The sequence below is a fragment of the Spiroplasma helicoides genome (assembly GCF_001715535.1).
Lineage (GTDB): Bacteria > Bacillota_I > Bacilli_A > Mycoplasmatales > Mycoplasmataceae > Spiroplasma_A > Spiroplasma_A helicoides.
Genome location: NZ_CP017015.1, coordinates 1,193,383 through 1,207,112 on the forward strand (window position 1 = coordinate 1,193,383; position 13,730 = coordinate 1,207,112).

The 13,730-nt window shown below is 25.8% G+C and carries 10 protein-coding genes; 4 read left to right on the forward strand and 6 right to left on the reverse strand.

Going from position 1 to position 13,730, the window contains the following annotated elements; genetic code table 4:
• Positions 1 to 37: 37 nt before the first annotated feature.
• A complete protein-coding gene (locus SHELI_RS05320; protein WP_069117365.1) occupies positions 38 to 673 on the forward strand; it encodes a bifunctional 4-hydroxy-2-oxoglutarate aldolase/2-dehydro-3-deoxy-phosphogluconate aldolase in 636 nt (211 codons plus the stop codon).
• A 33-nt stretch (positions 674 to 706) separates the two neighbouring features.
• On the opposite strand, the gene SHELI_RS05325 is transcribed toward SHELI_RS05320, so the two are convergent.
• From SHELI_RS05325 to SHELI_RS05340, 4 genes are all read right to left on the reverse strand, one after another.
• Positions 707 to 1,120, reverse strand: a complete 414-nt coding sequence (locus SHELI_RS05325) for a hypothetical protein (RefSeq protein WP_069117367.1) — start codon at positions 1,118 to 1,120, stop codon at positions 707 to 709.
• A 21-nt stretch (positions 1,121 to 1,141) separates the two neighbouring features.
• The gene (locus tag SHELI_RS05330; protein ID WP_069117369.1) at positions 1,142 to 3,574 is read right to left on the reverse strand and encodes a hypothetical protein; all 2,433 of its coding nucleotides are present in this window, start codon (positions 3,572 to 3,574) and stop codon (positions 1,142 to 1,144) included.
• A gap of 120 nt (positions 3,575 to 3,694) precedes the next feature.
• Entirely contained in the window at positions 3,695 to 5,062 is a 1,368-nt protein-coding gene (locus tag SHELI_RS05335; RefSeq protein ID WP_069116225.1) for a hypothetical protein, read from the reverse strand.
• Between the two features lie 187 nt (positions 5,063 to 5,249).
• Positions 5,250 to 5,879 carry a hypothetical protein gene (locus SHELI_RS05340; protein ID WP_069117371.1) on the reverse strand — a complete coding sequence of 210 codons (630 nt, stop codon included), beginning with the start codon at positions 5,877 to 5,879 and terminating at the stop codon, positions 5,250 to 5,252.
• 108 nt (positions 5,880 to 5,987) lie between these two features.
• Between SHELI_RS05340 and SHELI_RS05345 the strand changes: the two genes are divergently transcribed.
• From SHELI_RS05345 to SHELI_RS05355, 3 genes are all read left to right on the forward strand, one after another.
• Positions 5,988 to 7,529, forward strand: coding sequence for a hypothetical protein (locus SHELI_RS05345; protein ID WP_069117372.1), 1,542 nt, complete (start codon positions 5,988 to 5,990; stop codon positions 7,527 to 7,529).
• Positions 7,530 to 8,130: 601 nt separating this feature from the next.
• Positions 8,131 to 9,270: an AEC family transporter gene (locus SHELI_RS05350; RefSeq protein WP_069117373.1), complete on the forward strand. Its 1,140-nt coding sequence runs from the start codon at positions 8,131 to 8,133 to the stop codon at positions 9,268 to 9,270.
• 19 nt (positions 9,271 to 9,289) lie between these two features.
• Complete coding sequence (locus tag SHELI_RS05355; protein ID WP_069117375.1) at positions 9,290 to 10,282, forward strand: NAD(P)-dependent oxidoreductase; 993 nt, start codon at positions 9,290 to 9,292, stop codon at positions 10,280 to 10,282.
• A 32-nt stretch (positions 10,283 to 10,314) separates the two neighbouring features.
• Here the strand turns inward: SHELI_RS05355 and SHELI_RS05360 are convergent, their stop codons facing one another.
• Both SHELI_RS05360 and SHELI_RS05365 read right to left on the reverse strand, forming a co-directional pair.
• A complete protein-coding gene (locus SHELI_RS05360) occupies positions 10,315 to 11,697 on the reverse strand; it encodes a sulfite exporter TauE/SafE family protein (protein WP_069117377.1) in 1,383 nt (460 codons plus the stop codon).
• 123 nt (positions 11,698 to 11,820) lie between these two features.
• On the reverse strand, positions 11,821 to 13,728 hold the full coding sequence (locus tag SHELI_RS05365; protein ID WP_069117379.1) for a lipoprotein: 1,908 nt from the start codon (positions 13,726 to 13,728) through the stop codon (positions 11,821 to 11,823).
• Positions 13,729 to 13,730 lie beyond the last annotated feature (2 nt).

Here is a 13,730-nt window from a genome sequence, read left to right on the forward strand (position 1 = left end):
CCTCTATTAAAGATTATAAATGAAAGGAAAATAATTTATGTCAAATATTACAAAACATATAGATGAATTTAGAAAGTATAGATTATCAACAATTGTTAGAACAAATTCATATGATAATGCTTATAGAATTGTTAAAGCTTCACATGAAGCTGGTATTAAGTTTATCGAAATCACATTAACTATACCAGATGCTTATAAATTAATAAAAACTTGTAGTCAAGACTTCCCAGATTTAAGTATTGGAGCTGGAACAATACTTACACTAGAAGAGGCAAAAAAAGCAATAGAACACGACGCAAGTTACTTAGTTTCACCAGTTGGAGATATAGAAATTTTAAAATGATGTAACGAAAAAGATATATTGTTTGTGGCTGGAGCAGTTACACCAACTGAAATGTATAATTTACATTCTAATGGTGCAAAATTAATTAAGTTCTTCCCTGCAAATTCTATGCCAATGAATTATATTTCAATTATTCATAATCCACACCCTAACTTTGAATTTTTAGCAACAGGAGGAATTGATTTAAGTAATATAGCCGACTTTATTAAAGCTGGTTGTGTTGGTTGCGGAGTTACTGCTGATCTTGGAGGTGCGTCTGAAAGTATTGCTTATGAAGATATCGTGAAAATAGCAAAACAATATGTAGAGAAAGTAAATTCAGTAAAATAATTGAAAAATAAAAATTCGAAGTGATTCGAATTTTTATTTACTTTGTACATTAGTACTATTTACTTTTATATTTATAGAGCTTCATTTTGAACCATATACCACTTGTAAAACTACTTGTCCCTTTTTAATTCCTTTTACATGTATTTGAAATTTTCCATCTCCGGTTTCATCACTAGCAACAGTTTGATCTGTAACTTTATTATCTAAAACAAAATGTGCTGTTACAACTTGAATATCAGATGAATCAACAGACATAACAGTTTTTCTTGTTGGTCTTGGTGCTTGTAAGTCGAAAGTTTTTTCATCATTTACATTCATTTCAAAATCTTTAAAAACATTTGAGAAATTCGTTTGCTCTGATTTTCTTTTTTGTTTACAGCTTAAAACAAAACTAGTTGAAGTTAATGTTAAACAAAATGAAAAACTGATTTTTAATAACTTTTTCATCTTTGATTCTCCTTTATTTTTTTATCTTTGAGTGATATCAAATATTTCAAAATACTTTTCATTTTGTTCAAAACACTTGATATGGAATATTCTTACTTCCGGATTTGATGGATTATAACCAAAAGCAATTTGTTTAAATAAATATTCAGACCATTCAACTTTTTGGTCACAAATGTAGCAATCTACACCTTGAATTACTTTCAACGTTGCTTCTTGTTTTTTTTCTTTTGAATAATCAAATACAATTTTTATTTTTTTAGTTACTGGTTCACCACTTGACTTATCTTCTACTCCGACAATTTGAGTTGATTCTATATTTTCCAAAGGTTCCTCAATGACATTAGTATTTTTTTGTTCATTATTTAAATTTAATTCTTCTTTGTTTTCTTCTAAACTTTTTTCAGTATTTTTATTGTCTAGATCTAAAGTTTTTATTGTTTCTTGTATATCATATTTATTTATATCATCAAGTTCTTCGTCTGCCATACTTTTTGTTGATTCAAAACTTTGATTATTTTGTACAACGTCTTTGTCATCTAAATTGTAAAATGGCAAATCAATATTGTTATACATGACATAGTTTCTAACTTTTTCATCATTTCTCATAAGTTCTTGAAAGTTTTCAAACTCTTCTTCAACTTCTTTTATTACTTCTGCGAGCGCTTCGCTATTTTTTTTGTTTTGTATTGTTTTATAATATCTAAACTCTTTTTCTAAACTATTTATATATAAAATCATTTTTTTACTTAATCCATAATCTTCATCATCAATACCTTTAAGATCAGGAGGTCAGAAAGTATGTCTAGTGATATTTAAGAATCACTCTTTGATTGAGAAATGATCCATTAATATTGCACCAACTGTAGTTAGAACAGCAAATTGATAAATACTTATTAAAATTAATGTTCCTATTGCCCCATCTTGCAGTAAGAGTGGTGCATAAATTATTGAAAAAACATTAAACACTGGAACATATGAAATATATAAGCATATAGACAATAAAAAGTTATCTTTTCTCAATACAGCAGGGTTTGAATAAAAGTATTCACTGACAATTGAATGAATAAATATGAATGATACAAAGAATAAAAATATATATCCTAGAACACCAAATATAGTAAAGTTTAAAAAAGATGTTTTAAAATAATTGTACATTGACATTTTTCATCAACCAAAAACTAATTCTCCTGCAATTCAAATCAAATAAGCTCCACACGCCAAACCAATAAAACCAAAAAATAATATTGTAAAAGACTGTAAGTACAAAAGATTTTCGAAATAATAGGTGGTTGATTTAAATCCCGCATCAATTAACCTATTGCTTCCTTTTGTAAAAATTGCAGATAACTGATTAAATAACTCAACTACTCCATAGACCACAAAAAAGTCTCCAAGGAAAAAAGCTAAAGCAATCATATATCATCATTTCAAATGGAAATCTTTTTCTCTAAAATCTCTCATTTTAAATTGCATGTTAGCAACCATTACATACAATATGAACATCTCGCCAGGATTTTGTACTAATGAAGCATAATGAGCGTGCGCTAAAAGTACCATTATAAACAAAGAACAAATCATTGCTAAATAAATTCATTGTGATTCATAATAAGCAAAAGATGATAACCAAGGCAGATAATTTCCAAGGATACTAAATCGAAGTGGTGTTTTTCAAAATAATGTTGGAGTTCCCATAATAAATACAGGCAATAATACACTAACTGTTAATAATCATATATTTACTCACATAATTATTAAAAGCATTTTTCTTCAATTTATAATTCTAAAACGTTTTTCTGTAAATCAATTTATTAAAACAACTACATTATTTTTAAAACTAAATATTGTGAAGAAAATATAATTTACTATTACAAACAATCCAGCCCCTAATAATAAATAACTTTTAGCATAAATTACATAAAGATTTGATCAACAGTTCAATAAGTATGTTCAAACTTTGTCATATGTTTGTAAAAATGTTAAAGTATTAACAATAACTGGAATAACCTGAGCAAAGATATAAATCATTGCCATAATTCTAAAAATTGCTCTAACAGGTCTTCATAAAATATTTGCAATGCGGTCAAAATCTAATTCTTTAAATAAAAGAATATATGCAATGATTATAAACACTGTACCAATAACCATAAAATAAACAAGTCATATACTCAAAAAGTTTATAATAGTTCTTGAAATAAAATTTTGTGATGTTGCAAACTCTCATCAGTTAGCTATTTTATTATAAAAAAATGGGTTTAAATGAATATTGATTTCAAATATTCTTGCAAAGTTATTTATAATCGCTACAAATGTAAATGAATTTAAAAATAAAACTATAATAAATATTGCACTAAAAACAAACGCAATAAAAATTTTCCCACGTACAGATCAATCTGTTAGCGAAATATCAATGTGTTTTTTTACTTTTGGCACTTTTTCTTTCTTGTACTTTCGCATTATTTTCTCCTATAATTTTAATTAAATTTAAAAACAACCAACAATATAAACACTCATAAAATAATTATATAAGAATAACGGAAGTTAAGTAGACCATTTGCAAATATAATAAATGGTCTTTTATATATTAAAATTATATTTTATTTGTTGTAAATTATTGTAAATATTTGAGAACTTCTTAAAATAATAATAAAAATTCTCCTTATTTTCAAATTTATTACCAAAAGTTTTATAAAATTTTTGTTTAATTCATCCATTTAGACTTTCGGTTGGTGCATTATGTTTAAAGCCTTTTTTAGACATAGAATGAACTATAAAATCATTTTCATTTACATAGTTAAAAATAAGCTCATTAGCAAAGGCAGAACCTCTATCAGATTGTATTATCTTTTGATTTGCTTTTTCAATGGCATAGTTATTTGTTTCTTTAAAAACAGATAATGCACTATTTGAATTTTCACTTTTATCAAAACTATAACTAACTATAGTTCTTTTTTCTCAATCATATGATATTAAACAATTAATTTTACTTCTGTTTTTTCCATTATTTAAAAATATCTTAAAGTTTGTTCCATCCATACCAATTATATTTGGTCGACTATAATTCATTTCCACCAAGTCTTCTCTAACATAGATATTATGTTTTTTTGATTCTGATTTCTTAACACTACGTTTCTTTCTACTTGGATTATTTAATATTCATGGATGATCTACTCTAATTTTTCTAATCATTTTTTCAGATACTTTTACGCCTTTATTTACATAAATTCACTTACTTATTAAATTTGCGCCGCTTGCTAAACTATTATTTTTTAGATTATAGTCTATTATTAGTTTTTTGGCTATTGTATATTTAGGACTATTAAAATTTGGTAAATCATTAAAATATAGACCATTTTTAAATATAATTATTGGGTTCTCTAAATTATTTTTTAGTTTAAACTTAGAAAATGTATTTTTATGAATTTTAAAATAACTAATTAATCTATTAGTCCCCATACCATGCTTAGCAATAAAATAATATATTTGACAGCATGCATAATGTTTATAAGCTTTTGTTGCCATTATCATTATCTTGTCCTTCTTGCTCATCTTCAACATGTTCAACATTATAGTTGCTGTGCAAGAAGGTATGGACTTTTCCAAAATTTCTTTACTTGCCATTGCTAATATCTTTTCTTCTTTTTCGAACTTTAATTGTTTTTCTAAAAGTCTAATTTTTTCTTTTAAAACTTTATTTTCTTTTTCTTTTGTTTTTAAATCCTTAGATACAAATTCTTTTTTTAATTTTTTACTCATTATTTCAACTTCTTTGCATGTTTTAATTCTACTATCATAATGAGTAAGTTTACTTTTTTTATCTCAAATTCTTATTAATTGAGAACCAGCCTTAATATTCATTTCTAAAGCGATTTTATCTAAATTTTCTCCTGACCAATACCTTTTTAAGGCATTCTTTTTTAAATCTTCACTATACTTTCTAGGCATATTTTCCTTTCTAATATAAAAACCAGTTGTATATACAACTGGTCTACTTAGCTTCCTTTTTTCTATATAAAAAAACAAAATAAAATTAATACTTTATTTTGTTATATAAATATATGTTTTTGAATTTTTTGTTAAAAATGATATCTACTTCTAATTTTAAAATTATATTTTGCAATGTATATCTTGATTAACTATTTGTTGAACCAGCATATTTTGTTGCAAAAGTAATTTCACCTTCAACCAAATAACTATCATCATAAGCAACAACTTTTATTGATCCGTTTGATTCTTTTGTTGCAGGATTAAAGCTAACAACTTTAGCATCAGTTCTTTTGACATTAACTTCTTTATCTAACTCTTGTTTAATGATTTTTTTAATTAACATAAATGCACTTGCTTCAGTATTTGCTTCAGGAGAAATTATTGGATATTTATCTTTAAGAGTTTTTAAATCTTTTTTAAAGATAACAAAACAAATAATTGATGAACCTGTAACCACCTTACTTGATGGAACTGCTGTAACAATAATTGAACCCCTATCAATGCTTGAGGGTGGCACATAATTTTCAAAAATTATATCTTCTGTTTCTTTAACCTCAACTTTTTTATACTTTTTTAAACTCTCTATAACTGCATTTTTAACAGTTTCTAAATCATCTGAATTAACGTTCAAAATATTTCAATCACGATCCGATGGATATATTGCATTTAAGTTGGCCCTATTCTCTTCGCGAGCATAATTTTTACATGAAACCGCCATTATACTTGATGAGCCAACTAGATTTACAGACATCAAAAAACTCAATACTTTCTTCATTTTTCTTTCCTCGCTTATAAAAAAATTATAACATAATCTATTACCTGTACTTTTTAAGTGTTTAAAAATAATTTAATTTAGATATAATTATATTAACAGGGTGATGTTATGGATAAGTTGCAAAAATTAATATTTTTATTATTAAAAGACGAGCAAAAGTTAGCTAAAGAGTTAGCAAAATCATTTTCATTCAATTACAATAATAAAATGTTTTACTACGAGTTAATTCAAGATAGTGTAATTAGTTTTGCTAAATCTTTGAATATTTTAACAGGTGAAAACTATTATATAAAGGATTTTAATACTGCATCAGAAACTATAGCAAAAATTGTAAAAAACTTAATTAACAATAATTTAGAAATAAAATGATTTGAAAAAATGCATGAATGATTACCTGGTCTAATTGAATTTTTTAAAGTGGTTATAAATTACTTTAATATATTTGATGTAAATAAAATTATTGATGAGATTTTAACTATTGATGATGTTTTAGAAGTTAGAAAAAAAAATATTAAAAATATAAACTTAAATTATTTTGACGCAAACAACTTTCTTTTAGTTTTAAAAAGTATTGTAAATAACCACAACAATAAAGGAGAAAATATTTTAAAAAATATACTTAACATATTTTTTAGCACCCATAACATTCATGGTTACAAAGGTAAAGATGAAGTAGATATTAAAGGGGGTAAACTAAAAATAGAGTATGAGAGCATAAGTGAGGTTTATGCGAAGATTTTAGTTGATATTCTAATAGAATTAATGGGTGAAAATACTATTGAATTTAGCTTAGTTTTTAAAAAATATAAAATATATACGAAAAACTTATTAAAAGCGTTGATTAATTGAGTGATTGGATACAACAGTGGTGGATCTCTTCTAAATTTTTTTGATATACCTAAAATATTACATAATATGCCTAAGTTTAGAAAATACTTACCACCTTTTTTACAAGGATTAATCAATAAAGTTAAAATTAATTCAAAGGAGTGAGAAAAATTTACCGACAACTTTATTAGTTATATTTGATTAGACGAAAAAAATCTTATAGGTATTAATCTAAAAAATTTGTTAGAAGAATCTATATTTTTATTAATTCAAAAAATTATTAATTTAGAAAAATTAATTATAAATAAAAAAAGTTTTAATTATAATAATTCTTTAAACATAATCGATTTAAAAACATATTTTTTTAGTAAATCTGTCAAGGAAATAATAAACATCTGTTTTATAAAAACTCATAATAAAAGAAATAATCTTGTAAATTTTAATTTAGTTGAGTCTTTATTTTTAAGTTTTATAGACTTGAAATTTTTAAATATAAATGAGAAAAACTTATGATTACTGTTGGGTGTTAAACAAGATTTTACTGTTGAATTTAATTCACCTATGTATTATTTTAAAGAATTACTAGCATCCAATATTGATTTCATAAGTAGTTGATTTAATATTTTGCAAACTACAATAGACGATTTAAACTCTTGTTTAAAACCTTTTAATAAAATATATAATCTAAAATTAAATTTTGAAAGAGCTGATAATTCTGATATTTATATAAAATATTTATCTAATAAAATTATTTTTAGCATAAAGCTCTTTGAACTAGATGAGAACAATTCTTATAAAAAAATATGTATTAAATTTTTCTAAGTAAAGTATTTCATAAAATTAAAGTTTAATTAAATAGAACAATATTAATAAACTTGATTGAAAATTATAACTCTTTGTTATTAATTTTAAAAAAGATTGTTACTAATTATATTAGATTATGTCGCAGCTCATTAAACTTTTCATTTTTGGTAGAGTAGTTATGATTTTTAGTTAGCCCCGGTTTTTTTATGTCTAATCAACAAAAATTAGCTATTTTTAAAATAATATTTTATATAATTACATTAATAATTTATTAAATTGTAATTTTTTATTCACATTAAAATTTATTTTGTTAAGTTGATTTGATTTACAAATTACTTCTACTGAATTTTGTAAATAAAGTTTTATTATGTAGTTAATATTAGATTTACTCAGTTATCTTAAAAAATCTCATATTAGGCTTGATCTTTGAACAACCAAATAACAATAAATCTAATTGAAGGTTATTTAAAGACCTTTTTTCTATTTTACATTGGTCTTAAACTCATTTACTTTTTGTAAATCCCTTTAAATTATATTTATTTAGTTTTTTATTAATATTTTAAATAGACTATTGATTTTTTTTAATGTATTATTTTAAAGTTAAAGGAGACAATTTATTATGTACGCAAGTATATCGGACGCTTTAATCAGTACGCTTAAATCGTGAAGTATGTGATCACCAATTATCGCAACTATTGCTGTTATATTTTTGGGATACTTATTAGCATACAAAAAAATATTTAAGCAAGAATGAGAAAAAGTGATGATCAAAATAGTTATGGTTGTAGGTTTACCTGCACTTGCATTAAAAGGTTTTTTAAATGACGCTAGTTTAGAAAGTCTTAAATCAGAGATGGCTGTTTTACTTACAGGTTTTGCATTTTATGCGATTATGATTTTTATATCAAAATACTTTTTTTTAAAAAAAGAAAAAGACATTCAAGATACATTAGCAATGTGTATTGCTCTTGCATCAACAACATTCTTTGGAATACCAGTTGTAACTGCTTTATATAGTGATAGTAGTACAAGTGCAAATATATTTAATATTCCTTATAGAGTATTTTTATATTCATTTGCATTTATTATTATGAGTAAAAAAACAATGGCTACAACTGTTAAAAAAGCAAAAAGTGAAATGACTGAGGTTGAGTTACTTGAAGCTAAAAAAATTAAAAAACAAACTTTAAAAAATATTTTTGTAAATCCAATTTTAATTGCAACATTTGTGGGATTTATTATCTGAGCTACACAATTAATTCCAGGTATTAATTGTGTACCACCATATGATGGAAAAGGACAAAACTTTTCACCTTTAAGAGTTGATAAGTTATTACCTCCAATAGATAAAATCTTGGTAACTCTACAAGCAATTTGTACACCACTTGCTTGATTAGCAATTGGTATGACAATGAACAAAGGAAATTTAAAAGAAGCTATGAAAGATAAAATGCTTTGATATGCTTCAGTTGTTAAAGTTGTTGTAGCACCAACCATTATATTATTAATGATAATTGGGGTTGCAAGCCTTGGTCATTATACAAATTCTTTCTCATTTAAAATGACAAGTATGGCTGCAATGGTAATTATGACAGCAGCTCCACCGGCTAATGTTGTTGTTGCTTATTCAATTTCATACAACAAAGCACCTGAGGTTGCAAGTAACTTAACCACCTTGTCGACATTATTATCAATCGTTACTCTTCCATTATGAGTAATAGTAGCAACAGCAGTTGGTAGTTTACCAATGTTTGTTTAATAATAAGGAGAAAAAAAATATGAAAATAATCTGTTTCGGTGTTAGAGATGTAGAAAAACCAATTTTTGAACTTTCAAACAAAAATTATAATTATGACTTAACTCTAACTAGTGAATTATTAACACATGATAACATTGATCTTATTAAAGGTCATGAAGCTGTTTTGTTGAGAGCGAATTGTGCTGCAGACAAACAAAATTTAGATAAAATGAAAGAATTTGGAGTTAAATACTTACTTACAAGAACAGTTGGAACAAACCACATAGATTTGGATTATGCAAAAGAACTTGGATTTAAAATGGCATATGTTCCATTTTATTCTCCAAACTCTGTAAGTGAACTAGCGTTTTCAACTGGTATTGCTATGTTTAGAAACATTATTTATATGTACGAAAAAATGGCAAATAAGGATTTCACAGTTGATGAAAAAATGTTTTCAAAAGAAGTTAGAAATTCAACTATTGGTATCATTGGTACAGGAAGAATTGGTTTAGAATGTGCTAAAGCTTGAAAAGGCATGGGCGCTAAAATATATGGTTATGACCTGTATCCAAGAAATGATGTTAGTGATTTACTTGAATATAAAACACTTGAAGAAATTTTTGAAACTTGTGATTTAGTATCTTTACATTGTCCATATATTAAAGGACAAAATGAGCATTTTATTAATAAAGATTTATTTAAACACATTAAAGATCAAATTATAATTGTTAATGCAGCACGTGGTGAGCTAATCAATTATGAAGATTTATATGAGTTTATGCAAAATAATAAAATCAAGCAAGTAGCATTAGACACATTAGAAAATGAATCAATTGTATTCTTTAAAAAACATCAAGATAATATTCCAAATGATATTTATCAAAAGTTATTTGATTTAAAACCAAGAGTATTATTTACTCCTCACTTAGGAAGTTATACAGATCAAGCAGTTAAAGATATGGTAGATATTAGTTTTGAAAACTTAGACAGTATCATTAAAACAGGAAATAGTAAAAACGATATAAAATAAAAAATCTGACTTAAGTCAGATTTTTTATTTATTTATTTGCTGTCATTATTAACGGAACTTATTTTATCTTGTTTGTCTTTTTTAACCTGTTTATAATATCCTTTTAAAAGTGAGTATGATGAATAAGCTATGACAAAAACACTTATTCATTTAAATACATCACTTATTCCTTTTTGTGGTACACCACCTAATGTTTCTATTCCAAGAAAAAAAATTAAGTATGATACTATTACACCGGTTGTTCCCCCAAGTGTCAACAAGAAACTTGTTCTTGGCATATAGTTATCACTGCGATAAAATTTATAAACATTTATGTGCATAGTAAGACCTGATGAACACGCCATAACTGGGAAACAAACCAGAAAGTCCATTTGTAATAACGAAATTAGTATCATAGCCGGTGCATAAAGACCAACTCCAAAACTAATTAACATTCCTAGAACAATAAACACTAAACAACCGACTAATAATTTTCACCATACATCAGATACACCTTTTGCATCTCCTTGTGGTAATAGTTCTATTCCCTTTGCATTCATCAACATCAATAAAGCACTAATTGCTAAAACTATCCCCATAATCAGTGCAACAAGTTTTTTGTTAATTTTGTTAACTATTGAGTTACCTATGATTGTTCCACAAACTGCGCAAATAACAAAACTTGCAAAGGTAGTCATATCAATTTCTATACTTCCCATAAGTAAAATCCCTGCCAATAAGTTTGGGATTGCCATTCCAAAATTTAATGTACCTGGTAATTTTTTATCATCTTTTATATATTTTATAGATTTTAATAACCCAGTATTTGTGGCAAATGAGCCTACCCCTAAAGTATCAAAAAAACTTGCAGTAAAACCAACAGTGTAACAAACCCAACCTTTATTAAAGGTATCAAATATAAATTTTTTAGATGAAAAATGAATCAAGAATGTTATTAGCAAAAACTCCAAGACAAGTAGAGCTATAGATATTCCAATTCCCACTCATTCAGTAGACTTATTTGCGTTTTGGTTGTGAGGTTTTACCACCAAGTAATCAATCAATATACCGATTGAAATTAATATTGGTAATATAATTATTCCAATAATTTTCAATGTTTTTGTACCAACCATTTTATTAAATCACTTTTTGTTTTTATTAATTTCTAAAACTAGATTTTCATATATTTGATTACCCTCTAAAATTAATTTTTTTTCCACTGATGTTTGGTTTTTTATTTGTGAATTGAAACATTTTTTATTACTCTTTTTGCTTTCTATATACTCCATTCTATTAATTTTTTTATTTATAAAGTTTGTTTTTAAACTATTTTTTTTAGTTAAAAAAGTGTTACGAATTTGTTCGGTTTGTTTTTTATTATTGTCAAGTTTTTCCAAAAAATTCTCAAAAACTTTATAATTTAATTGATTTTCCACATCTATACCTCTTTTCGTAATTTAGATTATAATACACCCAAAAGTTTAATAAATTTTTTCTTTTTTAATTAAAAAAAACTTATTCAAAAATAAGTTTTTAAAGTTAGTACAAAATATTTATTATTAATTTCTTATGTAATTAAAAGTTAATTCTACTTGACCTTTTGCTAAAATTGAGTCTTTTTTAGCTCTTATAACAGCCTTAGTGTTTGTAACTTCATCTGGATTTGCAAACTCTACATCTGATGTAGATATCTTACCAAATTGATCTGGATCGATTTGTTTAATTTTTGAAACAATCATATTTATTTTAACATTTTCGGTTGCTCCTTTTATTTCTCCCAAATCCTTAGATTTTATTTGATTTAAATCAATAGGATTTGCTTTAGAGTAAGTAACTGTTGCTTCACCCTTTAATGAGTTTTTTCCTGTTATAGTTGCTGATGTGGCATCTTGTTTTATAATATCAAAACTGTTTATGTAAAATTTAGGACCAATAAAACCAAGTTTTTTATTTATTGCTTTCATAAGTTGTTCTTTATCGGGTTTATCACCATCGAATAATATAGGTCCAAGTTGAGATTTGCTTGATGTAAAAACTTGTGAAATATCTTTTACAGGATATTTTACTGTAAATTTCACACTTCCTTTTACTAACTCACTTCTTTCTACAGAAGTAACGGTTGATGTCCCATCAGATACGTCACCTAAGTCATTAATTTTCGGAAGATCATTTTTAATATCTAAGTCATCACTACTAATTTTTTTATCAGGGAAATATTTATTTAGTGTGTCCACTATAAATTTACTTACTGTTGAATCATAAGCACTAGTTGGATAAAGAACTAATTGCTCTCCTGATAAAGTTGAGATATCAACTCTTTTATCTTCTTTTATCGTAATTTTGGTTTTTAGTTTTTCTTTATTTTCTCCATAAGATATTGTTATGCTGGCATCACCTTCTTTTGTACCAACATAATTAACTACAAACTTATTAATATCCTCGGTTGGAGAAACAACTATATCACTTATTTGTCCAACACTATCAGAATCTAATGTTACAGTTGGTATTGTAACTCCGTTTGCATTTTCCATACTTAAATCAAATGACATTGAGCTACCCAATCAACCATACAAATCATCACCAGGATTTTTGATGGTTGCAACTGTCTTAAAGTTTATACTAAACAAGGCAGATCCTTGTATATAATTGCTTGTTGAGAGTGCCTCAATACCTAAGGAACCATTTGAATCACTAGTTGGTTCTTTAAAACTAGTGACTTTGAAATCACTTGTGGTATCAATGTTATGACCCACTTTTTTACTTATGTTTTTAGCGAAAGTTTCTGAAGCTGCATTTTGTGTATTAAACAAAGGATTTAATATCAAACTTGATCCTCCAATTATACCTAAATCGTTTTTATTTATAATAATTTTTACTTCTTTAGTTATTTTTCTATAACTCAAAACTATTGTTGCAGTACCAGCTTTTTTTGCATTATAAGATACACCAAATTTATTTTCTTTTATAGTTGAATTATCAACTACAACATTATCTATGAAATCAGAACTTCCTTCGCCCACTGACGCTTTTAATAAAGTTCTACTGTCTCCGTCTTTTGAAACTGATACTCTCATTGTATTATTTCCAATTGAAGATATTTGATCTTGTATATCTTGTAAAGCAGGATCTCCAACATATTTTACATTAAATGTTACTTGACCACTTATTGTTTGACTGCTTGGTGTAGACTGAACAATCAAGTAACCATCCTTCAAAATGTTGGCTTTTTTAAATTCTACAGTGAAGTCAACTCCTTTTTTTACACTAATACTTAGCACTTGATTAATTTTATCAATTGCAGCTGATTCTACATCTTCTTGTTCATCTGTTTCTGGATTTAATATTAAATCTTCAGCTGTGAAATTGCTTAAATCTTTGATTTCTGGTTTTGAACTACAAGAAATAGCTGTTATAGATGTAGTTGTTATCAAACCGAATGAAGCTAATAAACTTAATAACTTTTTCATAA